The 25,276-nt window shown below is 62.6% G+C and carries 16 protein-coding genes; 14 read left to right on the top strand and 2 right to left on the bottom strand.

Annotation, left to right across the window (positions count from 1 at the left end; all coding sequences use genetic code 11):
* The 12 genes from murI to RWZ58_RS08215 all read left to right on the top strand — a co-directional run.
* Window positions 1–806 (top strand): glutamate racemase (gene murI, locus RWZ58_RS08160; RefSeq protein ID WP_314658298.1); only part of this gene is annotated, 806 nt, incomplete at its 5' end.
* Complete coding sequence (locus RWZ58_RS08165) at window positions 797–1,690, top strand: MBL fold metallo-hydrolase (RefSeq protein ID WP_314658299.1); 894 nt, start codon at window positions 797–799, stop codon at window positions 1,688–1,690. The genes murI and RWZ58_RS08165, both read left to right, overlap by 10 nt.
* Window positions 1,691–1,813: 123 nt before the next feature.
* Window positions 1,814–2,548 (top strand): ribonuclease PH, encoded by a 735-nt coding sequence (gene rph / locus RWZ58_RS08170; protein WP_314658300.1) that lies wholly within the window; start codon window positions 1,814–1,816, stop codon window positions 2,546–2,548.
* Between the two features lie 52 nt (window positions 2,549–2,600).
* Window positions 2,601–3,257, top strand: a complete 657-nt coding sequence (locus RWZ58_RS08175) for a non-canonical purine NTP pyrophosphatase (protein WP_314658301.1) — start codon at window positions 2,601–2,603, stop codon at window positions 3,255–3,257.
* Window positions 3,258–3,593: 336 nt separating this feature from the next.
* Entirely contained in the window at window positions 3,594–4,823 is a 1,230-nt protein-coding gene (locus RWZ58_RS08180) for a peptidase E (protein WP_314658302.1), read from the top strand.
* Window positions 4,824–5,138: 315 nt separating this feature from the next.
* Window positions 5,139–7,241, top strand: coding sequence for a DNA topoisomerase IV subunit B (locus RWZ58_RS08185; RefSeq protein WP_314658303.1), 2,103 nt, complete (start codon window positions 5,139–5,141; stop codon window positions 7,239–7,241).
* A gap of 481 nt (window positions 7,242–7,722) precedes the next feature.
* Complete coding sequence (locus tag RWZ58_RS08190; RefSeq protein ID WP_314658304.1) at window positions 7,723–9,294, top strand: cytochrome ubiquinol oxidase subunit I; 1,572 nt, start codon at window positions 7,723–7,725, stop codon at window positions 9,292–9,294.
* Window positions 9,295–9,315: 21 nt separating this feature from the next.
* The gene (cydB, locus tag RWZ58_RS08195) at window positions 9,316–10,386 is read left to right on the top strand and encodes a cytochrome d ubiquinol oxidase subunit II (protein ID WP_296547223.1); all 1,071 of its coding nucleotides are present in this window, start codon (window positions 9,316–9,318) and stop codon (window positions 10,384–10,386) included.
* A gap of 230 nt (window positions 10,387–10,616) precedes the next feature.
* Window positions 10,617–11,543: a multidrug transporter gene (locus RWZ58_RS08200; RefSeq protein WP_314389641.1), complete on the top strand. Its 927-nt coding sequence runs from the start codon at window positions 10,617–10,619 to the stop codon at window positions 11,541–11,543.
* Window positions 11,544–11,685: 142 nt separating this feature from the next.
* Window positions 11,686–12,819: a hypothetical protein gene (locus RWZ58_RS08205; protein ID WP_314658305.1), complete on the top strand. Its 1,134-nt coding sequence runs from the start codon at window positions 11,686–11,688 to the stop codon at window positions 12,817–12,819.
* Window positions 12,816–15,050, top strand: coding sequence for an ATP-binding cassette domain-containing protein (locus tag RWZ58_RS08210; protein ID WP_314658306.1), 2,235 nt, complete (start codon window positions 12,816–12,818; stop codon window positions 15,048–15,050). The genes RWZ58_RS08205 and RWZ58_RS08210 overlap by 4 nt, the downstream gene beginning before the upstream one ends.
* A gap of 184 nt (window positions 15,051–15,234) precedes the next feature.
* Window positions 15,235–19,224: an ATP-binding cassette domain-containing protein gene (locus RWZ58_RS08215; RefSeq protein WP_314658308.1), complete on the top strand. Its 3,990-nt coding sequence runs from the start codon at window positions 15,235–15,237 to the stop codon at window positions 19,222–19,224.
* A 170-nt stretch (window positions 19,225–19,394) separates the two neighbouring features.
* Here the strand turns inward: RWZ58_RS08215 and RWZ58_RS08220 are convergent, their stop codons facing one another.
* Together RWZ58_RS08220 and RWZ58_RS08225 are read right to left on the bottom strand one after the other, a co-directional pair.
* The gene (locus RWZ58_RS08220; RefSeq protein ID WP_314658309.1) at window positions 19,395–20,180 is read right to left on the bottom strand and encodes a TSUP family transporter; all 786 of its coding nucleotides are present in this window, start codon (window positions 20,178–20,180) and stop codon (window positions 19,395–19,397) included.
* Window positions 20,181–20,329: 149 nt separating this feature from the next.
* Window positions 20,330–22,855: a DNA topoisomerase IV subunit A gene (locus RWZ58_RS08225; protein WP_314658310.1), complete on the bottom strand. Its 2,526-nt coding sequence runs from the start codon at window positions 22,853–22,855 to the stop codon at window positions 20,330–20,332.
* A 286-nt stretch (window positions 22,856–23,141) separates the two neighbouring features.
* On the opposite strand from RWZ58_RS08225, the gene RWZ58_RS08230 reads away from it, so the two are divergent.
* On the top strand, window positions 23,142–23,735 hold the full coding sequence (locus tag RWZ58_RS08230) for a DUF5998 family protein (protein ID WP_049350301.1): 594 nt from the start codon (window positions 23,142–23,144) through the stop codon (window positions 23,733–23,735).
* Window positions 23,736–23,818: 83 nt separating this feature from the next.
* Window positions 23,819–25,099: an alkaline phosphatase family protein gene (locus RWZ58_RS08235; RefSeq protein WP_314658311.1), complete on the top strand. Its 1,281-nt coding sequence runs from the start codon at window positions 23,819–23,821 to the stop codon at window positions 25,097–25,099.
* The last annotated feature ends 177 nt before the right edge of the window (window positions 25,100–25,276 follow it).

Here is a 25,276-nt window from a genome sequence, read left to right on the forward strand (position 1 = left end):
ACGAGCTCGTCGACTCCGGCGTGAAAATGCTCGTCATCGCCTGCAACACCGCCTCCGCAGCGGTGCTCCGCGACGCCCGCGAACGCTACACCCGACAGTATGGCATCCCCGTCATCGAGGTGATCCAGCCCGCCGCCCGCCGCGCGCTCGCCGCAACCCGCAACCGCAAAATCGGCGTGATTGCGACGGAGGCGACCGTCACCTCCCGCGCCTACGAGGACACTTTCGCGATTACCCCGAACCTTGAGGTGCACTCGGTGGCGTGCCCGCGCTTTGTGGAGTTCGTGGAGAAGGGCATTACCTCCGGCCCTGAGCTGCTGGAGACCGCCCGCGAGTACCTGCAACCGCTCAAGGATGCCGGCGTGGACACCCTCGTGCTCGGTTGCACCCACTACCCGCTGCTGGCCGGCGTGATTTCCTACATCATGGGTGAGGATGTCACCCTCGTTTCCTCCGCTGATGAGACCGCGAAGGACGTGTACCGCGAACTGCTCAACCACGCCATTGAAAGCCCGGTCCCCGAGGCAAACCCGCACCACGAATTCCTCGCCACCGGCGAATCTGAAACGTTCTCGCACCTGGCGCGCCGATTCCTCGGCCCCGAGGTCACCAACGTGCGCCACACCAGCTCCGTGGCTGAACGCTACCCGACCGGCTCGCTTGCCGCCATCACCCCCGAAATGCTTGCGGCACACCGCAACATTAACCTCGGCGATGACGCGGCAGAATCCGACCAGGCCGCGGAGGCTACCGCAGGCACTGAATTTTCCGGCACCACCACTAAGGACGACTCCTCATGCGTCTAACCGTTATCGGTTGCACGGGTTCCTTTCCCGGCCCCGTCTCACCGGCTAGCTGCTACTTGCTCACCGCCACGGACTTCGCGGGTCGAACCTGGCGCATCATCATGGACATGGGCAACGGCTCCCTCGGCATGCTCCAGCGCCATATCGACCTGAGCGATATCGACGCGATCCTGATTTCGCACCTGCACCCGGACCATTGCATCGACCTGTCCGGTCTGCACGTGGCGGTCAAGTGGGATCCGCGCGGCTGGCCCAAGGGTCGTATTCCGCTGTACGGTCCCGCCGCGATTAACGAGTACCTTTCGGCGACCCACGGCCTGGACCCGGATCCGGGCATGAGCACCGAGTTCGAGTACCACACCTGGACCGAGGGTGAGCCTGTGCAGATTGGCCCGTTCCGCGTGGAGCCGTTCCGTGTGGTGCACCCCTCGAAGGACCCGTACGCGCTGCGTATTACTTGCAACGACCGCGAGGGTCACACGATTTTCGCGTACTCGGGTGATACCGACCTGTGCGAGGGTCTGATTAAGGCTGCTCGCGGTGCCGACCTGTTCCTCTGCGAGGCAGCCTACCAGGAGGGCCGCGACGATGCCCTGCGTGGCATTCACCTGACCGGCAAGCGTGCCGGTGAGGCAGCGCAGGAGGCGGGTGTGCGCAACCTGCTGCTGACCCACCTGCCCGTATGGAACGACCCGGATATTGCCCGTGCCGAGGCGCGCAGTGCGTTCTCCGGTCCCGTGGGCGTTGCCGAAATGGCGGCAAGCTACCGCATCTACCCGCGCCCCACGGAGGCTCACCCGGTGACCTCCACGCTGAACGTGGTGGAGGTGCTCGACCCGCCGCTGAACACCGCGATTGCCCTGCCCAAGCCTGAGTTGGATTAGGCTAAGCCCGAACTGGACTAGGCCAAGCCCGAGCTGGGCTAGGTGTAATAACCCCGGTACATGCCTTTCATGCCAGCACTGAACTACTAACACAGACTCAACAGACAGACTTAAGGAGAACCCATGACTGTAACCCGCGACGACGGCCGCGCCCTCAACGAACTGCGCCCCATCACCATTACCCGCGGCTGGTCCCGCAACGCCGAGGGCTCCGCCCTCATCGAGTTCGGCAACACCCGCGTGCTGTGCACCGCATCCTTCACCGAGGGCGTGCCGCGCTGGCTCAAGGGCGAAGGTAAGGGCTGGGTGACCGCCGAGTACGCGATGCTGCCGCGCGCCACCAATACCCGTTCTTCTCGCGAGTCGCTGAAGGGCCGCGTGGGCGGTCGCACCCACGAGATTTCCCGTCTGATTGGTCGCTCCCTGCGCGCGGTCATCAACATGGACGAGCTGGGCGAGAACACCATCGTGCTCGACTGCGACGTTCTGCAGGCTGACGGCGGTACCCGCACCGCCTCCATTACCGGCGCGTACGTGGCGCTCGCTGACGCTATTGCCTGGGCGAAGGAGCAGAAGATTCTGCCCGCTAAGGCGAACCCGCTGATCGATTCGGTGTCCGCAATTTCGGTGGGCATTATCGACGGCACCCCCATGCTGGATCTGCCCTACACCGAGGACGTACGCGCCGAGACCGACATGAACGTGGTCGTCACCGGCAGCGGCAAGTTCGTGGAGGTTCAGGGCACCGCCGAAGGTGCACCCTTCGACCGCGACGAACTGAACAGCCTGCTTGACCTGGCACTGGAGGGCACCGCAGAGCTGGCGCAGATTCAGCGTGAGGCCCTGAAGAACGACTAACCTGCACGGCGCCCCACCCCGCACCGTGTGCACATGCTGCAAAGGAGAAACCATGGCAGACACAAAGATTGTTCTGGCAAGCCACAATAAGGGCAAGCTCAAGGAGCTGCGCGAGATTCTGCGCGGCCACATTGACGGCCTGGACGTTGACACCCAGGTTGTGGACGCAGCCAGCGTGAACGCACCCGACGTTCCCGAGACCGGCGTGACCTTCGCAGAGAACTCCCTGCTCAAGGCTCGCGCTGTTGCCGAGGCAACCGGTCTGGTCGCTATTGCTGACGACTCGGGCCTGTCCGTGGATGTGCTCGGCGGTGCTCCCGGTATTTTCTCGGCACGGTGGGCGGGCCACCACGGCGACGATACCGCGAACCTGAACCTGCTGCTGGCTCAGCTGAGCGATATTGCCCCTGAGCACCGCGGCGCGAAGTTCTGCTGTGCCGCATCGGTGGCATCTCCGGACGGTTTTGAGGCGGTCGAGTACGGTGAGCTGCCCGGCGAGCTGCTGACCGCACCGGCGGGGGAGGGCGGCTTCGGCTACGACCCGATTCTTCGCCCCGTGGAGCTCAACGGCGAGAATGCCCTCTACGAGGGCCAGTACGCGGGTAAGTCCTGCGCGGAGATTCCCGCGGAGATTAAGAACTCGATTAGCCACCGTGCACGTGCTTTTGAGGCGCTGATTCCTCAGATTGCTGCGGCGCTAGCTGCCTAAAAGCCGCCTAAAAGTACTGCTTCTCTTGTGCCGGTGAGGCCCGTCTTCACCGCATGTTGGCTACCTACGAATGGAAGGGCAACGTTCCCATACTGATTTCGTGGTACTCGCCGCTAAAATCCCCCATTTAGATACCAGTTAAAGGCACAATAGGTAAAGAAGCTTTACCTCAAGGTTAGTGACACCAAAGAACTCGTCTGTTGAAGGTACCTTCGGCAGACGAGTTTTGTCGTTGAACAGCACTTCACTGCGGGCCACTTACCGCTTACCCGCCCGTCGTTGACTGCCACCTGTCACTGACCGCGGTATAAAACCTGCAGCGAAAGAGACACACCGATGCTCATCCTTCTTCTGCTGATGGCACTCGCCCTTGCCGCCGGCTGCTGGGCGTACTCCTACGTGTGGCGCGGCCTGAACCGCCGCGTCATTGCCGCCGTGAAAGTGGTCGACCCGATGATTACGCTCGGCCCGTACGTCATGGCGGCGTGGGTGGCGTTCATGGCTCTAATTGCCACGAATATCTGGGCGACCGGAACCCTGCACACCGTACTGACCATTATTTTTTGGGTGGTTGCCGCAGGCTGCCTCGGCTGGGCTGGATTCTGGCTGCTCATGCACTGCCTGGGTGGTCAGACTCCCGGCAAACGCCCGATGTGGTGGCGCGAGGCGGTTGCCGCGAAGTTCGCCTGGCGCAACCTCTCGCGCATGCCCGCCTACCTGGGTGCCCGCACCAGCATCCTTCCGATCGAGAACCCGCACCTGACCAAGCCGTATTCGGGTTCGTGGACTCGCCCGCTGGGTGCGACCATGCCGGGGTACAGCTCCAACGGTGAGTTTATTGAGGGCTTTGACGAGTTCGGTCGCAAGATGCCGCGCCTCTACCCGGTGGGCCCCGAGCCGACCATCTTTGAGATGGCGCGCTGGGGTAAGTCGGTGAGCTCCGATCAGCTACTGACGACTTTCCTGCCGACTGCTCCGTTTGAGCGTTTGCGTCTGCCCGGCACCATTACCGGTCCCTTCACCTTTGCGGGGGAGGTGCCGCACGGTGCGGTCACGAAGTGGCCTCGCCGCAGTGGTGCGAACCGCGCCTTCGGCTCCTACGCGCGTTTGGGTGAAATCACCGAACGTAAGGTGGAGCTGCTGGTCGACCACCGCATCATTGCGGCACTGCAGACCACCCGCGAAAGCTACGAACGCCGCCACAGCTGGATGCTCGCCTTCACCGACATCGCCGACGGCGACTTCACGATGGACGCCGACGAGAACGGCAACCTGCGCATAACCTTCGGCATGATTACCGAAGGTTACGAGACTCCGTGGGTCTTCACCAGTACCCTGAAAGACAGCCCGCGCCTGCGCCGCAAGGTACGCCACGCCATGAGGGAACGCCGCGTGCTCAAGCAGAGCAGTGGCGAGCTGATGGACTGGTACTTCGTGCCGAAGCTCAGCGAGTTCCCGCACGGACCGGTCACGAATGAGCTTCCCGAAGAGTTTTACTTCAAGTCCAATATTATGGTCACGAACCGTCACGAGAGCTCTTCACGAGCCTCGGGTGATGCGCACTAGGGCAGCGCCACTGCTATGAGGCGCCCAGACTGGATACCTCAAAAGCCCACCCTAAAAATTCAGATACCCATGCACCGGCTGCTACTCCATAGGGGAGTGGCAGCCGGTGCTTTTCTGCTGTTTAACTCCCTCAGCAGAGCCGAATGACGGTACAGACAGAAGCGGGCAACAAGCCACGATAGAATAGAAACTTAGAGCACTATGAGCGCAAGCCGGGGCGTTTCTTTCTCCCCTCCGCGAGCTTGCCGCGCCCAACAACATCTGCAGAGAACACCTGCAACAAACACACAGTCATCACTTGCCGAAAGGATTCCCGTGGCGTCTTCGAACTACACCGCCCGTCACCTCTCCGTGCTGGAAGGTCTGGAAGCTGTACGCAAACGCCCGGGCATGTACATCGGCTCCACCGACTCCCGCGGCCTGATGCACTGCCTCTGGGAGATTATCGACAACTCGGTGGATGAGGCGCTCGCCGGTTTTGGTCAGTCTATTCAGGTCATTCTGTACCGTGACGGTTCGGTTGAGGTGCGCGATGATGGCCGCGGTATCCCCACCGATATTGAGCCGCGCACCGGTCTGTCCGGTGTGGAGGTTGTGTTCACCAAGCTGCACGCCGGCGGTAAGTTCGGCGGCGGCTCCTATAACGCCTCCGGTGGTTTGCACGGTGTGGGTGCTTCCGTGGTGAACGCGCTGTCCTCCCGCCTGGATGTGCAGGTGGATCGCGGTTCGAAGACCTATCAGATGTCTTTCCGCCACGGTATTCCCGGCCACTTTGAGTCCGGCCGCACCCCCAAGCCTGATGATCCGTTCACTCCCGCAACTGAGGGCACTGACGCCCTGCAGATTGTGGGCAAGGCGAAGCGCGGCGTGACCGGCACCCGTGTGCGCTACTGGGCTGACCCGCAGATTTTCACCCCCGACGCCAAGTTCAGCTACGAGGACTTGGCTGCTCGCGCGCGCCAGACCGCGTTCCTCATTCCGGGTCTGCGTATTTGCATCCGTGATGAGCGCCGCCTGCCCGGCACCCCCGGCGAGCTGGAGCCCCACGAGGAAGTCTTCCAGTACGACGGCGGCATCAGCGAGTTCGTCGATTTCCTGGCGCACGATGAGCGCATTACCGACACCTGGCGTTTTAGCGGTAGCGGCTCTTTCACTGAGACCGTGCCCGTGCTGGGTGAGGACGGCCGCTCGCAGCTGACCGATGTGGAGCGCGATTGCGAGGTTGACGTTGCGCTGCGCTGGGGTATTGGCTACGAGACGACGGTGCGTAGCTTCGTGAACATTATTGCCACCCCCAAGGGCGGCACCCACACGACCGGTTTTGAGCAGGGCCTGCTGCGCGTGATGCGCAAGCACCTTGCCGACAACGCCCGCAAGTACAAGGTGGGTAACGACAAGATTGAGAAGGACGACGTGCTCGCCGGCTTGACCGCCGTGCTGACCGTGCGTCTTGCCGAGCCGCAGTTTGAGGGCCAGACCAAGGAGATTCTGGGCACCCCGGCTGTTCGTCAGATTGTGTCGAAGGTCGTGGGTGATGCGCTGAAGGCGCGCCTGGAGTCGACCGCGCGTGCTGAGAAGGCTCAGGCGACCGCTCTGTGCGAGAAGGTCGTCTCTGAGATGAAGACCCGCGTCTCGGCGCGCATCCACAAGGAAACTCAGCGCCGTAAGACCGCGCTGGAGTCTTCGTCCATGCCCACTAAGCTGGTGGATTGCCGTTCGACCAATGTTGAGCACTCCGAGCTGTTCATTGTGGAGGGTGACTCGGCGTTGGGTACTGCGCGTCTGGCGCGTTCTTCTTCGTACCAGGCTCTGCTGCCGATTCGCGGTAAGATCCTGAACACTCAGCGTGCTTCGGTGACCGATGTACTCGCGAACGCCGAGTGCGCTGCGCTGATTCAGGTGATTGGTGCCGGTTCGGGTCGTACCTTTGACCTGGACTCCGCCCGCTACGGCAAGGTCATTATGATGACCGATGCGGACGTGGACGGCGCGCACATCCGCACCCTGCTGCTGACCCTGTTCTACCGTTATATGCGTCCGCTGATTGAGGCGGGTCGCGTGTATGCTGCGGTTCCGCCGCTGCACCGCGTGGAGGTGGTGCGCCGCGGTAAGCCGAACGAGATGGTGTACACCTACTCGGAGAAGCAGCTGCATGAGCTTCTGGATTCTTTGCAGGCGCAGGGCGTGTCCTATAAGGAACCTATTCAGCGTTATAAGGGTCTGGGTGAGATGGACGCCGACCAGCTGGCTGAGACCACAATGGATCCGCGTCACCGCATGTTGCGCCGTATTCGCATTGAGGATGCGGAGGCTGCCGAGCGTGCGTTCTCCCTGCTCATGGGTTCTGAGGTGGCTCCGCGTAAGGAATTCATCATCGCCGGTGCGCATCAGTTGGATACCGAGAACATCGATATGTAACCTGCGGGGGAGTGTGTGACTAGCGTGTCACAATCCAGGAATTTTGTGTGAGAATAGTCACGTTGATTCTCTGAAATCCGCGTAAATTCAGCATAAATCATGCAAATTTAAGCCTTAAGTACTACTTGAGGCACCTGTCATATTCCGAGAATGTGTCATCAAAAATCTGCATAAACTACATAAAACTGCAAAGTTTTACCGCGGTTCTGAAAGTGCCTCTCAGACCCACACAGCCCCTCCGTGTTCCAACCCTCAAACTACCCCCGCCCCGGGGGATAACGTTCGAGGTACCTTTAGCGAAACGTCAAACAATAAACGTCCATACTATGCACAGCGTACTCACAGCTCCTCGGGAAAACCCTGTACCTTAGAAGCATGAGAGACAGTGTGTCAGTAACTCTCGTATGCCCTCCATCGATGGCGGACTACCCGAAATCTGGCACAAACACACATTAAGTACACACATAGTAAGGACCTATCAATGGATCCCCTTGATTTTGGTAGGTGGCAGTTCGGTATTACCACCGTCTACCACTTCTTCATGGTTCCGCTGACTCTGGGTCTGGGCCTTGTTGTGACCTACCTGTACATTCGCTACGTTCGTACCAAGAAGGACGAATACAAGCGCATGACGAAGTTCTGGGGCAAGCTGTACCTCATTAACTTCGCAATGGGTGTGGCCACCGGTCTGGTTCAGGAATTCCAGTTCGGCATGGCGTGGAGTGAATACTCCCGCTTCGTCGGCGACGTCTTCGGCGCTCCGCTGGCAATGGAAGGCCTCTTCGCCTTCTTCGTTGAGTCGACCTTCCTGGGTCTGTGGATCTTCGGTTGGGACCGCCTCAAGCCTGCTGTACACGCATTCTCGCTGTTCATGGCAGTTCTCGGCTCCTGGATTTCTGCATTCTTCATTCTGGTTGCAAACTCCTGGATGCAGCACCCCGTTGGCGCAGAAATGATTGACGGTCGTCCCCGAATGACCGACATTGGCGCCGTGCTGCTGAACCCCCTCGCATGGGTGACCTTCTCGCACGTCATCACCTCGGCTATCCAGGTTGCTGGTGGCTTCCTGGTTGGTATCGCATGGTACAAGCTGTGGCGCCGCCGCAAGGACGGCATCGACAAGGTCGTTGACGGCAAGGTTGTTGTTGGTGAGTCCGACAAGGGCGCACGCGACAAGGCTGACTTCCAGGTTTGGTTCAAGTCCCTGCGCCTGGGCGCTGTTGTTGGCCTCGTTGCCTTCGCAGGTATCGGCGCGTCCGGTCACATTCAGGCACAGATGATGATTCACGAGCAGCCCCTGAAGATGGCTGCTGCAGAAGCTGCGTGCCACGACGGCACCTCCTTCTCCGTTCTGACCGTCGGTGAGCTCGGCGCTCAGAGCTGTGACAAGATCACCCCCGTCATCGAGGTTCCCGGCGTGCTGTCCTTCCTGGCACACGACAACTTCGACACCCCGGTGAAGGGCATCCAGACCCTGCTGCCCGAGTACGAAGCTAAGTTCGGTACCAACCTGCCCAACAACCCGCTCTACGGTGAGCGCGCAGGTCAGAAGATTGATTACCTGCCCTCCCTCGAGGTCTCCTACTGGGGCTTCCGCGGCATGATGGGCCTCGGCGGCATCGTTCTGCCCTTCTACATCTACGCACTGTGGGTAACCCGTAAGAAGGGCGTGGGCACCGTCCCCGAGTCCAAGCTGCTCAAGAACGTTGCAGTCTGGTCCATCCTGGCTCCCTTCTTCGGCATCTCCCTCGGCTGGATCTTCACCGAAATGGGCCGCCAGCCCTTCGTTGTGGCTCCGAACCTTCAGGGTGATCCCTCGATTCACCTGTTCACCGCAGCAGCTATCTCCCCGGGTGTTTCCGGTGAAGAAATCCTCTTCTCCCTGCTCACCCTGGGCCTGCTCTACGGTGTGCTGATGGTGGTTGAGGTCTACCTGCTCATCAAGTACGTCAAGGCCGGCGTCGTGGCAGCAATGCCCGAGCTGGTTCAGGCGCACCACGAGGACGAGTCCAACGACAAGTCCAAGCGCGATGTGCTGGAGTTCGCCTACTAGGCGGGTAAGGATTGATTCACCATGAACTTTGATTTCAATATCTTTGCCGGTCAGCCTGGCCTGCCCACCCTCTGGTTTGTTGCCATTGGCGTCTTCCTCATCATGTACCTGATTCTTGACGGCTTCGACCTGGGCGTCGGTATGCTGATGGGTTCCAAGTTCACCAAGAACGAGAAGGAACGTCGTCTGCTGCTGAACACCATCGGCCCCGTCTGGGACGGTAACGAGGTGTGGATTGTGTCCGGCGGTGCTGCTATCTTTGCAGCATTCCCCATCTGGTACGCAGCCCTCTTCTCGGCTCTGTACATCCCCCTGACCCTCGCGCTGGTCTTCCTGATTCTGCGCGTGGTCGCAATCGAGTACCGCGGTAAGAAGAACGACGAGAAGTGGATCCGTAACTGGAACATCGCTCTGTCCGTCTCCTCCTTCGGTATCGCACTGCTCGTCGGTGCTCTGCTGGGCCTGACCTCCATGGGTCTGCCCATCAACGACAACGGTGACCGCGTCGGCGGCGCCTTCGCTTGGGTCTCCCTGCCGGTTCTGCTCGGCGGTCTGGGCTTCGTTGGCTTCTCCCTGGTTCAGGGTCTTGCCTTCATCGCTCTGAAGACCGACGGCGATATCCGTGACCGTGCCCGCAACACCCTGGTGCGCTGGGCTCCCGTCCTGCTGCTGCCGATCGTTGCATGGGTTCTGGCACTGGACTTCACCACCGGTAACGGCATCTCCTGGCTGTGCACCATCCTGGCTGTGGTTGCTGTTCTGATTGCTTGGATTTCCGCAAAGGGTGGCCGTGAGGGTCGCGCTTTCGCTGGTCTGTCCGTGTTCCTCGCATTCGGTGCGCTGGCAATCTTCACCGCAATGTACCCGAACGTTCTGCCCTCCACCCTGGACCCGGCATACTCGCTCACCATTGCGAACGCATCCAGCTCCGAGTACACCCTGGGCGTTATGACCTTCGTGACCTGCATGGGTCTGCCGGTCGTCTTCGTCTACCAGGCTTGGACCTACTGGGTCTTCCGTAAGCGTCTGCACGTGGATCACATCCCCGAGGCTCACGACGCTACCGAACTGGCTGAACTGCCGACCAAGTAGCATGTAGCTGATTGAAGGATCCCCCGAATTTCTTTTCTGAGAAGTTCGGGGGATTTTTCTATGCCCCCAGAGGATATTCCCGCAGATGATATTCCCGCAGAGGATGCAGCTCTCGGCAGATGAGTGGGCGCGCAAAAATTTTTGGTGTACCCCCCCCGAAATTCGGGCGCGACAGGGAGTAAAAGGTGTAATGTGGTCTACAACTCACTCTCACGATAAGGAGTTTGACGATGAAGTCCCCCAACCGCCGCACCGGACCCGCCCCTCGTACCGGCACGCGCCGCCGCCTGCTCACCACGGGTGCCCTGCTCTGCATCGGCGTGCTCCCTCTGAGTGCCTGCTCGCTCTTCAACCCGCCGCTGGAACGCGACGAAAGCGTCCACGCCATCTTTGACGCGGAGCAGGACATTGTGAAGATGCCCCTGGACGATTACCTCTACTACGAGCGCACTCACTACGAATACACGGCCTTTCAGATTGCCATGAAGCAGTGCTACGCCGAACACGGGCAGAACTACACCGACCAAGCTCCCTACTCTGAGAGCGCACCGCGCGGCGAGATGGGGCGAAAGTACGGTCCCTGGAACGTCGAGTACGCCCAGAAGTACGGTTTTCAGAAGCGAGACCCCAACGCCGCCCCCATCTCCTTTAACTCGGGGGAGAGTATGAGCCCCGAGGAGAGGCTCAGTATCGAATGTCATGACAAGGCCCGCGAGACCCTGGACGCCGCGGTGCCCGAAGGTAAGAGGCCCGAAAAGGAAGAGCAGGCCACGTACATTCGTATCTCCACCGAAGCTGGTAACGCCGTTTACGGCAGCAAAGTGCACCGCGAGCTCGAAGAGAAGTGGAAGCAGTGCGTCTCAGACCGCGGCCTCACCCCTCGCTCGGCAGGCTCCGTCGCCGAGGAAACCCCGCTGGCTGAGCAGCTGAGCAAGAACGACGGATTCAACAAGCCCGCCTCCGAAGAAGAGATTCGCATCGCCACCATCCAGGCCGAATGTAACCAGCAGGTCGGCATGAGCAAGCAGCTCTACGACCTGGAGGCTCAGTACCAGATGCCGCTCATCCGCAAGTACCAGTCGCAGCTTGAACAGGAGCGCCAAGCCGACCGTGACCGCGACGAGAAGTTCAAGCAGTACGTTCTGGAGCACCAGTAACCCGAGCGTCCACGACCGGTTTTGACATCGGATTTTAAAACCGAATTTTGATGCCGGGGAAAGACCGGTAATGGTGCGGGCCGCCCGAGAGGCAGAGCTCAGCGGGCGGCCCGCCCCCGTACACACTCAGAAAGACACCGCCATGACCGATCACTCACACACCAGCCAGCAACGTAGCGGGCACCGCTTCATCGAGCGCATCGCCCGACCCCGTGTGCTCCTCCTTCTCGCGATCCTCGCCGTCGGTTCGCTCATGCTGTCCTTCTACCTGGGCACCCGCTACGCCGCCACGGGCCCCGACCCGGCCGTGCAGGCGAAAACCGTGATTCCGGTCTGGGCGAAGGTTGAAGAACGAACCGTCAGTGAGGGCCTCGCCATTGCCGGAACCACCAAGGCGGGAGAGACCGCCCCGATTAGCGCGCGCACCAACGGTGAGCCGGTGCTCGTCTACCAGAACCAGAAGCCCGGCAACGTGCTCAAGGCCGGTGACTTCATCGGCATTATTGGCGCCGACCCCGTCTTCGTGCTGGATGGGCCGCTGCCGCTGTACCGCGACCTCAACCTGGGCGATAACGGCGATGACGTGCTCGCCTTCCAGAAGGCACTGAACTCTGCCGGATACGCCACCGCTCAGAGCGGCACCGTCACCGAAGACACCCTCGACGCCGTCACGCGCCTGCACCGCGCGCACCTGACCGGCGTGCCCAGCGAAGGGGTCACCAGCATCGCCCGCAGCAACTACGCGATTCTGCCCGGCGGTAGCCACACCGTCACCGCAGTTGCCGCGGTCGGTCAGCTCATTAACGACGGCAACCCCATCGCGAGCGTAGAAACCAGCGAACCCTACGTGGAATCCAGCGTTGAACTCGCCGTCGCCAATAAGCTCAAGGCCGGCGACCGCGTTAGCCTGCGCACTTCCACCGGCAGCGTGGAAGGCACCATCACCAGCATTGGTGAGCTGCAGAATGACCCCTCCAAGGGTGCGGCAAAGAGCGTGCGATTCAGCGCCGACGACCCGAGCAAGCTCACGCCGGGCCAGAGCGCCTCCATCACCAGTAAGGGCAACACCTCAACCACCCTCGCCGTGCCGACTACCGCGGTGCGCCAGGACTCCCAGGGCACCTACGTGCTTGTTGAAAAGGGCGGAAGCTCCACCTCGACCAGCAAGGATGCGCCCGCCACCGAACGAGTCAACGTTGAGGTTCTACGCACCGCCGGCGGATACGCCGCAATCAACGCTAACCTCAGCGCGGGACAGAAGGTGCTTGTCTCATGAGCCGCCGAAAGATAACCCCCGACAAAAGCCCTGGACGGGCGCCTACAGTTGCACTCAACGTAGCGTCCGCCGCTACACCTACCGCTGGGATTGGTACCGCGCCCGCCATCGAAATGCACGGCATTACCCGCATCTTCGAGGGAAGCGACCGGCCCGTCCTCGACCACCTCGACCTGGTGGTGGAACGCGGCGAATTCCTCGCCATTATTGGTCCGTCGGGCTCCGGTAAATCCACCCTGCTCAACGCCATTGGCCTGCTTGACACTCCCACCAGCGGAACCTACAGCCTCTTTGGCAAAAACACGGAAGGACTCAGCGACAGAGAACGCGATGAAATGCGCCGAGACCACCTCGGCTTCATCTTCCAATCCTCGAACATGCTGCTGGACGAAACCAGCACGACCAACGCCTCCATGGGCCTGCGTGTGCAGGGCGTACCCTACGGCGAGCGCCTGCAACGCACCGAAGAAACCCTAGAATTTCTGGGGTTGAGCGACCGCGCCAGCATCCGCACCCGCTACCTTTCCGGTGGCGAGAAGCAGCGCTGCGCCATTGCTCGTGCCCTCGCCACGCGCCCGCCGCTGATTCTTGCCGACGAGCCCACCGGCAACCTGGACAGCCACAATAGTGCCAAGGTCATTGAGATTCTGCAGCGCATTAACGCGACCGGCTGTACCGTGCTGGTGATTACCCACGACCCGGAGGTTGCCGCCGCCGCCCGCCGCGTGATCCGCATTGAGGATGGGCGGCTGCACGAGCAGAGCCGCGCCGACTTGGCTACGGTGCCGGTCGCCGAGGCTGTATCGTCTGTAGCAGACACCCCGGCGGAAGCCACGGTAGATGCCCCCGCGAATGCCCCCGCCAGCCTCGCGCCGGGGGAGAAGCCCGCCGCGCACCGCCGCGGAAGCTTCCTCACCGACGACAGCATCGAGGCAATCTCGGCGCTTACCTCACGACCGCTACGTACCCTGCTGCTGGGCCTGTCCTTCGCACTGGGCGTGGGAGGACTCATCAGCGCCTCCGGCATGAGTGAATCCGCCAGCTACCAGGTGAACCAGCGTCTGCTCGGATCCGAACAATCCACGCTCTACATCAGCGACAGGGACAATGACCAGAACATGCTCGGAACCTACCGGCAGGGCGAATCCGCGCAGAATGTTGCCGACCGCATTAGCGCGCTGGACTACGTGAAGAACACCGGATTTGTTAGTAGCGTGGCGCCCGCCGACGTGCGAATCACCCGGTTCAGCCCCTACGAGGACGAACCCAAAACGGCGATTGGCCTCAGCTCCACCTCGAAGACCCGGCTCGAGCAAATCGGTGCCCGCATGAACCCCGAAACCCTGCGTGCGCTCGAACAGATGAACTCGACCCTCACCCAGCAGAACGTTGCCGACCGTGAACGCGCCGAGCAACTCTCGGGCGCTATCGTCTCGGTTTCTGCTGCCCGCGCCCTCGGCATTATCCCCGAAGATAAGGCGGCAGATAACGCCACGACCGAGCCCCGGCCCGGCGAGCTACCCGCCGTCGAGTACGGTATTAAGCTCGGCGGGTTGCCGCAGGTGGCACCCGGTGTGAGCATCTGGGTGGACGGTCAGCTGATGCCGGTCGTCGGCCTCTTCGACCCCGGCAATAGCGGCTACGAATTCAGGAACACGGTCATTGTCTCGCCGGGCACACTTCAGCGCACCGGACGCGGCCAGGTGACCTACATTGCCGAAACCGAACGGGGCTACGGCAAGGCGGTCGCCAAGGCGATTCCGCTGACCCTCAAGCCCGCTGAACCCAGCCAGATCAACGTGGAAACCCCCTCCGACCTGCAGAGCCTGCGCGCGTCCATCGCCTCGGACCTGGGTCTGTACGTGGGTGTGCTCTCCGGTATTCTGCTGGTGCTCGCCTCGCTCTCGGCGGCAACCGCCATGTATCTGTCCGTGCAATCGCGCACCGCAGAGATCGCGCTGCGCCGCGCCATCGGATCGAGTAAATGGCTGATTGCCCGCATCTTCCTCATGGAGGGTGTCATGCTCGGCGTGCTCGGCGGCTCCATCGGCGCCTGCTCCGGCATGATTGCGACCATCATTCTTTCGCTCGTGCAAGGCTGGCAGGCGGTTCTCTCACCCGGATTCGTGGTGCTCGGCGTGGGCGTTGGCGCCCTTACCGGTCTGGTGTCTTCGGCATACCCGGCGTGGGTGGCGTCCCGCAAGAGCCCCGCCGATGCGATGCGCGGCTAGAACTAGCGCGGGGTGAGGACCAGCCAATTATCCGAAACTTGACTGGTCAAATAGGTATTAGATAGCCCAAACCTTAAAATAAGGGGAGGTAAAAACACCAGAGACTAGGTCAAAGGACAAAATCGTGAGCCGAACGCACACACCGCGCCACGCTGACAAACATCAGAACACAGAGGCACCAGAGGTGGCCGAAGGAAAGCGCAACGACCGCGCTGACCGTCGCCCGCCTCTGGGCCCTGACGCCCGTAAAACCCTCAGCACGTTCGGCATCATCACCGCCGTGCACACCCTCGCGACGGTGCTTTTCAGTGCCGCCCTGGCTGTGATTATTGCCCGCGCGGCACACGCCGGATTCGCCGCTGTCGCTGCCGAACACGCGCGCCTCAAAGAGACCAGCGCACCGGACGTGTACCGCGCCTACATTGAGTTCTCGGGCTCCGCCCAGGCACAGCTGGAGGCGCACGGCGGCTGGCTACTCGGCCTCGGCGGCATCTTTGGTGACGGTGATGCCATCACCCCCGGCCTGATTGCGGTCGCCGTCATTGCGTTGCTCGTGCGCTCGGGTACCGACTACCTGCTGGCTGTGAGCGCGCAGCGTGCCGCCTCCGGAGCGAAGTCTCAGATTCGTTCCGCGCTGCTTAAGCGCGTGCTCGCCACTGGTGGCGCAGATACCCCCGAGGGCACCGGTGCGACTGCCGTGCTGTTGTCCCGCGGCCTAAACGCCCTGGATGACTACTACACCAAGACCCTGACCGCGTTTGTTTCCACCGCGGTTGTGCCGGTTCTGCTGTGGATTGTGGTGGCGTCCCTGGATATGATGAGCGCCATGGTCCTGGCATGTACCCTGCCGCTCATTCCGGTGTTCATGATCCTGATTGGTAAGAACACCCGCGACGAAACCGCGGAAGCGCAGGCTGAACTGCACCGCCTCTCCGACCATATTCTGGAGCTCGTGCGCGGCCTGCCCGTCATTATCGGTCTGGGCCGCGAACGTGCGCAGACCCGCGCCATGAACGCCCTCGGTCAGCGTTACCGTGAACGCACCATGCAGACCCTGCGTAGCGCCTTCATGTCTTCGCTTGCGCTGGAGCTCATCACCACCATTTCGGTGGCGCTGATTGCTGTGCTGATTGGTGTGCGCCTGGTCAATGGCACCCTGGGTCTGGACACCGCAATTCTCGTGCTGCTGCTGGCTCCCGAATGCTACCAGCCGCTGCGTGATGTGGGCGCCGCCTACCACCAGTCGGAGGACGGCGTTGCCGCCCTGCGTAGCGCCCAGAAGATTATTGACGCGCCCCTGCCCGCCGCCGCTGCGGACTCGACTGCACAGGATTCGACTGCGCAGGGTGCAGTATCGCAGAAGGCTCAGCCTTCCACTATCTCTGTTGAGGACCTGTCGGTGAGCTACCCGGCGCGTCCTGCCGTGCTGACTAACCTGTCTCTGAACCTGAACCGTCGCGTTGCCACCGCTCATGGTGAAACTGCCAACGGTGAGCGCGGCGCGGTTATTGGTGTGATGGGTGAATCCGGCTGCGGTAAGTCCACCCTGCTGAACGTGTTCTCCGGTGCCGTGCGTGAGGGCCTGGTGCCCACCGGCTCGGAGGAGCCCGTGCACCTGACCGGTAGCGTGACCGGTCTGGGCACCACCCTGGTCATTCCGCAGTCGCCGGTCTTCACCGCACCGACCGTGCAGACCGAAATGGCGCTCTACGCGCTCAGCGCTACCGAGGCGGAGCGTGAGCGTGCAGCCGCTCTGCTCGGTGAGGCGATGGACTCCAAGAAGCTGTCCGCCACCGATACCGAGTCGGCGCTGCTGGTTGGTCCGCTGGCTCAGCTGGGCTTGGAAAAGCTGACTGCTCTTGAACCCGGTGCCCTCAGCGCCGGTCAGGCGCGCCGCCTCGCCGTGGCACGCACCCTCGCTCGTGCCGAGGCTATCTACCGTGCCGGCGGTGAGCAGACCGTGCTGACCGTCCTGGTGGATGAGCCGACCGCGCACCTGGACGCCTACTCGGCATACCTGGTGACCCGCGCCCTGCACCGCCTGGCGGAACTGGGCGCAACCGTGCTGATCGTGACCCACGAGCAGGAGCTCGCCGCTGGTTGCGACACCCTCGTTCGTGCCGTGCAGACCGCCCAGGGCTACACCTGGACCGCCGAGGCGAACACCGCCCGCGTTGCGGTTCCCGCCGAAGCCCCCGCGCACCTGCTCAAGGACAAGGCAGAGTACGAGGCTGAAAGCACCGCCCCGGCGGGCGCCTCCGCAACCGCAGAGGTCAAGGAAGCCGAGCCTGCCGGCCTGTTCGCAAGCCTGCGCACCCTGAAGGAACTGACCGGCATCGGCGTTCGCGCCGCAACCGGCCCGGTGATTATGGCTGCGATTACCTCCCTGATGGCTGCGGCACTGACCGCGCTGTCCGGCTGGCTGATTGTTCGCGCCGCCGAAGGCCCGGCAATGATGTACCTGATGGTCGCCATTGTGGGCGTGCGTTTCTTCGGTCTGGGTCGTGCCTGCGCCCGCTACGCTGAGCGTCTGATGACCCACTCGAAGGTTCTTGCCGCCGCAAATATTCTACGTCTGCGCGCCTGGGTTGGCGCATGGCAGAGCGTGAGTAGCGTGCGTGCACTGCTGCGTGGTGACGCGCTGCTTGAACGCCTCGTGGGCGGTATTGATGAGCTGCGTGACGGCGTGCCGCGCGTTATTATTCCGCCGGCCGCGCACTTGCTGGTCATGACCGCGGCACTGATTACGACCGCGTGCATCCTGCCGCAGGCTCTGATCCCGGTCCTGCTTGCCGTGCTGGTCAGCACTTTTGTGGCTCCGTGGGTTGTGCTCCGTGCCGATGCCCGTGCGGAGGCGCTGGCTCGCCGCTCCACCGCGCAGATGCTGCGCCTGGGTACCGGTATGCTCTCGGCGGCTGAGGACCTGCGCGCTAACGGCGTGGCATCCACCGCTGAGAAAGCTAACGGCGCCCTGGACGCAGAGAACCTGTCCGCTCTGCAGAAGGGTTCGACCGCGCAGGGTGTGGGTCGTACCCTCGTGACCCTGAGCTGGTTCGGTGCGGCTCTGACGAGCGCAGTCATTGCGTACCCGCTGGCTGTTGACGGCACCGTGCGTGCCCCCGAAGCGGCGATTGTGGTGCTGCTGTGCACCGGCATGCTGGAAAGCTCCCTGGGCCATGTTGAGGCGGTCCGCTCCTGGCCCGCGTTTAGCCGCCTGCTGGCGACGATTGCCCCGAGCGTGCGCGACGTATCCCTGGAGGGCGTTGTCGCCACCTCGACCCTGAAGCGTTCCGTGCCGACCGAGGCTGAGGTGGACACTCACGTTCTGCCGCGTCGTGCTGAGCGTCTGCGTGCCCGCGCGGAGGCTGAGATGGAGGAGCTGCTGGAGGCTGACCGTCAGCGTGCCCACCGATTTGACCGCCCCGAATCTGCGGCTGGTTCTAAGAGTGATACCCCGCGCCCGCCGAAGCCCGGCGAGCCCAAGCTGGTTAGTTGCGGTACCCCGCAGCAGCTCGGCGTGAAGGATACTGCCCCCGCCCTGAGCCTGCAGGACGCTGCCGCCCGCTGGCCCGGTATGGACCACCCGGTCTTCACCGACCTGAACATGGACGCCCGCGCGGGCTCCTGGACTGCGGTGACCGGCCCCTCCGGTTCCGGTAAGTCTACGGTGCTTGCGACCGTTCTGGGCTTCTTGCCGCTGGAGTCCGGCCGCGTGCTGGCTTCCGGTGAGGTTCTGGAGGGTGAGCAGCTGCGCGGCTACGCGGCGTGGTGCCCGCAGGCGGCTCACATTTTCGAGTCGACCCTTGAAGGTAACCTGCTGCTGGCTCGTGACCGTTCGGACCGCCCGAGCGAGGAAGAGCTGATTGAGGTTCTGCGCCGTGTGGGTCTGGGCGAGTGGTTTGACGCTCTGCCTCAGGGCCTGCGCACCCCCGTGGGCGCCGGCGGTTCCTTCCTGTCGGGCGGTCAGCGTCAGCGTCTGGCGGTGGCTCGTGCCCTGCTGGTGAACTCGCCGGTGCTACTGCTGGATGAGCCGACCGCGCACCTGGATGCCGAGTCTGCCCGCGCGCTGATGGCTGACTTGGACGCGGCAACCCGCTCCAGCTCTGTGGCTACGGTTCTGGTGTCGCACCGTCCTGAGGATATTGCCCGCTGCGATGAGGTGGTTCGCCTCTAGCAGTTGCCCTCTAGCAGGCGGCGGGGCGCGCTGATGATGCGCCCCGGAATGGCACCTCAGAAAAACGCCCCTAGAAAAACATAGTGTGCATGGGAATGCCCCGGTACTTCGTGAAAGTACCGGGGCATTCCTCTTCATGGATATATATCTGTGCGGATAGGCTCGTGGCATTAGACCCAACCGAGTATCTGCGCACTCAACCGCAGCAGCATGAGGGTCATAACGATAACGAGCACGCGGCGAATGAATCGTTCGCCCAGGTGAATTGCGGTGCGGGCACCAACCCAGCTTCCCGCCATGTTGGCGCATCCCATGGCGATTCCGAGGAGCCAGTGAATTGAGCCCAGCGGAATGAAGTAGAGGAGCGCGCCGAGGTTGGTGGCGGTGTTGAGAACCTTGGCGGCTGCGGTTGCGTGGAGCATATCGTAGCCCATGGCTATCTGCAGGGCGACGAGCATCATCGCGCCGGTGCCAGCCCCGAGGATGCCGTCGTAGCCGCCCAGAATCAGACCCAGCGCAAAGCCGCGCACTAGGAACGATGAGGTTGTGAGCGCGCGAGGCTGCCCGCGAGGTATGCGCGGTTGTAGCACCGAGAAGACGAGGATAGCGGCTAGAACCACCACAATGGTGGGGCGGAAAATATGTGCCGGCAGGATCGTGGCGCAGTACGCGCCGGCGGCGGAGGCGCAGAACGCCACGAACGCTACGGGGAGTAGGATTTTCCACGGGATTTTGAGCGAGCGAATGTAGGTTGAGGCGCTCGTCAATGTGCCCATGGAGCTGGCAACTTTATTGGTGCTTAGGGCGGCGACGGGTGAGAATCCGGGTGCCATGAGCAGGGCGGGGAGCTGGATCATGCCGCCTCCGCCCACGACAGAGTCAATGCATCCCGCGAAGAAGGCAGCGAGCAGGAGCACGATAAATAACTCTGGTGTGACGGACAGTAAATCAAGCACGACAAATCCTCTAAGAATAATGCGTCAATAAATGTGTGCTGTGTTACTTAAGGTACACCACATAAAAGCCGGGGGTGAAGACACACACAATGTGTCTTCACCCCCGGCTTCGTTAGCAACCTAAGGTCGAAAGGCCGTGAACGGCGTGCCTAGAAGAGCTTTTCACCCTCCGGGCTAACCGCCAGCGCAGCAGAAACAGCCGCGTAGTTCGGACCCACAATGCCGATGCTCTGGGTCAGCATCACACCGGAGCCGTCGCGGGCACCGTGCTCGGTCGGCAGGGAACGCGCCACACCGCCGGAGGACGCCGCCTTCGCCGGGCCCACGCCCACCCATGCCAGAGCCAGCTGGCTCTCACCGGTGAGGAAGCGGTGCGCACGCACGCCGCCGGTCGCGCGGCCCTTCTGCGGGTACTCGGCCAGGGCGGTGACCTTGGCGCTCGCCAGGCCGTCCTTGCCGTTGGTGACGGTCACGACCTCCGCCGCGTCGCCGGGCGCGGTCACGCCCAGGGCGATGAGGCGGTCGCCGTCGGCAAGCTTGATACCCGCGATACCGCCGCCGGTGCGTCCCTGCGGGCGAACCTTGGCGGCGTCGAAGGTCAGCAGCTTCGCATCGCGGGTGACGAAGGTGAGCACCGCATCGTCGGTGGGGCAGGGGGCGGCGGCTACGATTTCGTCGCCGTCCTTGAGCTTCATGATGTCCCACTCGGTCTGGTTCAGCGGGTAGTCGGGGTTCACGCGCTTGATGACGCCGCCCGCGGTTGCCATCGCCAGCACCGTGTTCAGCGGCACGAGTGCAACCAGCTTCTCACCCTTGGCGAGCTGAACCAGCTCGGCTGCCTTCACCGCAGACGCCATGGAGGGGGTGCCGCCGTTCTCGTCCAGCACCGCAATGTCCATGACGGACAGGCGCACCATACGGCCCGCGGAGGTCACAGCACCAATCTCGCCGCGCGCGGTGGTCGGTACAATCGAGGTGAATACGTCGTGCTTGAAACGCTTGCCGGGATCCACGAGAGCCTCACGGATGGGCTTGCCGGGGGTTCGTCCCATCATGCCGGAGGCAGAGAGCAGCACCCAGCAGGGCTCGTCCGCGATTTCGAGGGCGAGACCCAGGCTCTTCTTCGCCTTGGACTGCGCGGTGACCGCCTCGATGGCGACCTGCATGTCGTCCTTGGTCTTGAGCTGGGTGCGGCGGTCGGTGCCGTAGCGTTCGGCGACCTCTGCGAGCTCGTCAGAAACCAGCTCGCGCAGCGCCGCATCGGAGCCGAGGATGCGCTGCAGCTCGGCGATTTCCTGCTGCAGGGTGTCGCGTTCTGCCTCGAGTTCCAGGCGGGAGTACTTGGTGAGCTGACGCAGACGCAGCTCCAGGATGTGGTTCGCCTGCGTGTCGGTCAGGTCGAAGACGACCTTCAGCTTTTCGCGTGCCTGGGCGGTTTCGTCAGATTCGCGAATGATTTGGATAACCTCGTCAATGTCGAGGATAGCCACGAGCAGACCCTCCACCAGGTGCAGGCGGTCGGTGCGCTTGCCCAGGCGGAACTCGGTGCGGCGGCGGACCACGTTCAGGCGGTGGTCAATGTACACGCGCATCAGGTCGAGCAGGCCGAGGGTCTGCGGCTGGCCGTCCACGAGCGCCACGTTGTTGATGCCGAAGGAGTCCTCGAGCGGGGTGTGCTTGTAGAGGGCGGCGAGCACCGCCTCGGGGTTGAAGCCGTTCTTGATTTCGATGACGAGGCGCAGACCGTTGGTGCGGTCGGTCAGGTCGACCACGTCGGAGATGCCGGTGAGCTTCTTGGAGTTGACGCCGTCCTTGATTTTTTCGATGACCTTTTCGGGGCCGACCATGTACGGCAGTTCGGTGACGACGATGCCCTGCTTGCGGGGGCTGACCTGCTCGATGGATACCTTCGCGCGGGTCTTGAAGGTGCCTCGGCCGGTTTCGTAGGCGTCACGGATTCCGCTCAGGCCCACGATGGTGCCGCCGGTGGGCAGATCCGGGCCGGGAATGAACTTCATGATGTCTTTGAGGCGCGCCTCGGGATGCGCGATGAGGTGGCGGGTACCGGCGATGACCTCGCGCAGGTTGTGCGGCGCCATATTGGTTGCCATGCCGACCGCGATGCCGGTGGTGCCGTTGACGAGCAGGTTCGGGAACGCTGCGGGCAACACGGAGGGCTGCATGAACTGGTTGTCGTAGTTCGGTACGAAGTCAACCACGTCTTCTTCGAGGTCGGCGGTCAGCGCCTGCGCGGCGGGCGCCATGCGTGCTTCGGTGTATCGGGCGGCTGCCGGGCCGTCGTCGAGGGAGCCGAAGTTACCGTGACCGTCAACGAGGGGTAGGCGCAGCGCGAAGGGCTGGGCGAGGCGCACCATCGCGTCGTAGATGGCGGCGTCGCCGTGCGGGTGGAGCTTACCCATGACCTCGCCGGTCACGCGGGCGCTCTTGACGTGGCCCTTGTCGGGGCGCAGACCCATCTGCTGCATCATATAGAGGATGCGGCGCTGCACGGGCTTGAGGCCGTCGCGGGCGTCGGGGAGGGCGCGCGAATAAATCACCGAGTAGGAGTATTCCAGGAAGCTGGTTTCCATCTCAGCGGATACGTCGATGTCGACGATATTCTCTACCACATCCACCGGGTAGTCGCTGACGGTGGATTTGGATCGGCGAGCCATATATCTCCTCGTGTCGGTGTGTTTTCGCTCCTCCTATTTTAGCGGGTGGTAGCGGATGAGACGGGCTGGTTGGTCGGCGTCATCTGTGGGGTGCGCCAAGGCGGTTGCGGGGCAGTAACCGAAGTGTACCGGGGGATTGCAAGCAGTCATATGAGCCTGTATTAGCGTGGTCAAGTAGCACAGCCCGGCTGGAACCCTCTAAGGTAGAGGGGAGTAATACCTAACCGCCTTCATCGTGTGCGCCGACCGACGTCGCCTCATGAGGGCACCGCACGAAAGAGGTACGATGTACGCCACCACCCCCGAACGCGAGCAATTGGTCGCAGACATTAAGCATGCCGGTTTCTACCCCGACCTTGTGCTGGAAGTGGTGGATGACGCGCTGGCGGGCATGAACCCGGACGCGCACTTCGTACAGCATGAAACCCACTTCTCACGCGATGATTTTCACCGCCACATCACCGTGATGGTGCTCTGCGGTGAGCACGTCATCTTTGCGCACCTGGACGACCAGCACCTTGAGGGTGACGCGCAGGGCACCGTGGCGCATGTGAGCGTGGAGGCGGTGCACCTGAGCGCCCTGAACGCGGTCACCATCAGCTACGGTTTCAGCCAGCCGCAGGCGTACAACCCCGGTAGCACCGCCCCGACTGAGATTTCCTTCCAGATTGCCTGGACCGGTTCGCTGCACATGGAGCTGGCTCCTGCCGGCTGCCAGGATCCGCAGTGCAACGCCGACCACGGCTTCACCGGCGATGCGCGCCGCGAGGACATTGCGGTGCGTGTTTCTGCGACCGCTGACGGCCCGGAGTCGGTTCAGCGTGCGCAACATTTTGCGCGTGCGCTGCACCGTGCCCGCATGTACGCAACCCGCCGATAAGCACCGGCATCCCGCGCCTGCCACCCAACGGCGCTCGCGATTAGCACTCGCCACACCCTGAGACACACACCCGAGAGGAACCTATGACGGCCCCGTCCCGCACCGAACAGCCCACTCTGCACGATGTTCTGGGCGCGCCGTTGCCTCCCGCGCCCGCCTACGGCAGCAATAGCATCGCCGATGTGCTGGAGTCCGCTTCCTCTCTGGTGGCTCAGCGAAGCCTGGCGCGCCCCGCGCACGCCCTGGATTCCGACCCGGCGTTCAACTCTGTAGCCGACCCGCTGAACCTTGCCGGTCGCCTGACGGAGCATGACGTTGACCCGGCGTCGTTTCGTCACGCCTGCGTGGTGATGGTGGACGGCCTGGGCGAGCAGCTCATCAACAGCTACGGCGGCTACGCGCCCGCCCTGCGCAAGACCCTGAACCTGGGCCCGCTGGACGCCGCGTTCCCCACCACGACCGCCGCCTCCCTGACTTCGCTTGGTACCGGCACGGCACCGGGCGCGCACGGCATTGCCGGCTACGAGGTGCGTAACCCGGACGGTAACGGGGGAGCGGGCTCGGTCATGAACCACCTCTCCGGCTGGGATCAGGCAGTGGACCCGCACGCCTGGCAGCCGCTGCCGACCGTGCTGGAACGCCACCACGAAAACCGTCGCGTGCTCACCATTTCGTTGGGTAAGTACCGCGGTACGGGCCTGACTGAGGCGGCGCTGCGTGGCGGCGACTTCGTGGACGCTGTCGGTTATAACGCCCGCGTCACCTACGCCCTGGAGGCGCTCTCCAGCCGCACCCCGACCACCGTGTACCTGTACTGGGGTGAGATTGATGCGGCGGGTCACCGCTACGGTGTGGGCAGTGACGAATGGCTGCAACAGCTGGAGGAACTGAACTCGGCTCTGAAGCGTCTGGCGGAGCGCGCCCCGGCGTGGGCGGCACTCTTCGTGACCGCCGATCACGGCATGGTGAACGTGCCCGAGCATCAGCGCATCGACTACTCGGGCGTGGAGGAGCTGACCCGCAACATCGCAATGACCGCCGGTGAACCGCGCGCCGTGCACCTGTACCTGGAAGACACCTCGGAGGCGGCACGTACCGCCACCGCTCAGCGTTGGGCGCAGTACTGGGGCGAGCGCGCCTGGGTGATGGATTCTCGCGAGCTGATGCGTGCCGGCTACTTCGGCCCGGTCATCACGGATGCGGCGCGCGGCCGCATTGGCGACCTGATGGTGTGCGCTCGCGACGATTGGGCGCTGTACGATATGCGCCACTATCAGGAGCGTGCCCTGCACATGGTTGGTCAGCACGGTTCGCTCACGGACGCTGAGCGTTTGGTGCCCTTGCGCATGCTCAAGACTTTCTAAAGCGCTGGAGGATAAACGAAAACCGCTGGTTATTCGGGTGAATAACCAGCGGTTTTCGTATGTCGGGTATTCGGATTTTATGGTGGAAAAGGGCTTATAAATCACCCTTCTCCAAATTCTTATGGTCCGACTGCTTCAACTTTAAACATCATATCGGTTTCATTTTCTTGTGGCGGT

Origin of the sequence: uncultured Rothia sp. (assembly GCF_963544205.1) — a bacterium.
Taxonomy (GTDB): domain Bacteria; phylum Actinomycetota; class Actinomycetes; order Actinomycetales; family Micrococcaceae; genus Rothia.

What these genes read in the sequence shown, in the direction of transcription:
- RWZ58_RS08165 (WP_314658299.1), top strand. Translation starts at nt 797, where the DNA reads ATGCGTCTAACCGTTATCGGTTGCACGGGTTCCTTTCCCGGCCCCGTC.
- rph (WP_314658300.1), top strand. Translation starts at nt 1,814, where the DNA reads ATGACTGTAACCCGCGACGACGGCCGCGCCCTCAACGAACTGCGCCCC.
- RWZ58_RS08175 (WP_314658301.1), top strand. Translation starts at nt 2,601, where the DNA reads ATGGCAGACACAAAGATTGTTCTGGCAAGCCACAATAAGGGCAAGCTC.
- RWZ58_RS08180 (WP_314658302.1), top strand. Translation starts at nt 3,594, where the DNA reads ATGCTCATCCTTCTTCTGCTGATGGCACTCGCCCTTGCCGCCGGCTGC.
- RWZ58_RS08190 (WP_314658304.1), top strand. Translation starts at nt 7,723, where the DNA reads ATGGATCCCCTTGATTTTGGTAGGTGGCAGTTCGGTATTACCACCGTC.
- cydB (WP_296547223.1), top strand. Translation starts at nt 9,316, where the DNA reads ATGAACTTTGATTTCAATATCTTTGCCGGTCAGCCTGGCCTGCCCACC.
- RWZ58_RS08200 (WP_314389641.1), top strand. Translation starts at nt 10,617, where the DNA reads ATGAAGTCCCCCAACCGCCGCACCGGACCCGCCCCTCGTACCGGCACG.
- RWZ58_RS08205 (WP_314658305.1), top strand. Translation starts at nt 11,686, where the DNA reads ATGACCGATCACTCACACACCAGCCAGCAACGTAGCGGGCACCGCTTC.
- RWZ58_RS08210 (WP_314658306.1), top strand. Translation starts at nt 12,816, where the DNA reads ATGAGCCGCCGAAAGATAACCCCCGACAAAAGCCCTGGACGGGCGCCT.
- RWZ58_RS08225 (WP_314658310.1), bottom strand. Translation starts at nt 22,855, where the DNA reads ATGGCTCGCCGATCCAAATCCACCGTCAGCGACTACCCGGTGGATGTG.
- RWZ58_RS08230 (WP_049350301.1), top strand. Translation starts at nt 23,142, where the DNA reads ATGTACGCCACCACCCCCGAACGCGAGCAATTGGTCGCAGACATTAAG.
- RWZ58_RS08235 (WP_314658311.1), top strand. Translation starts at nt 23,819, where the DNA reads ATGACGGCCCCGTCCCGCACCGAACAGCCCACTCTGCACGATGTTCTG.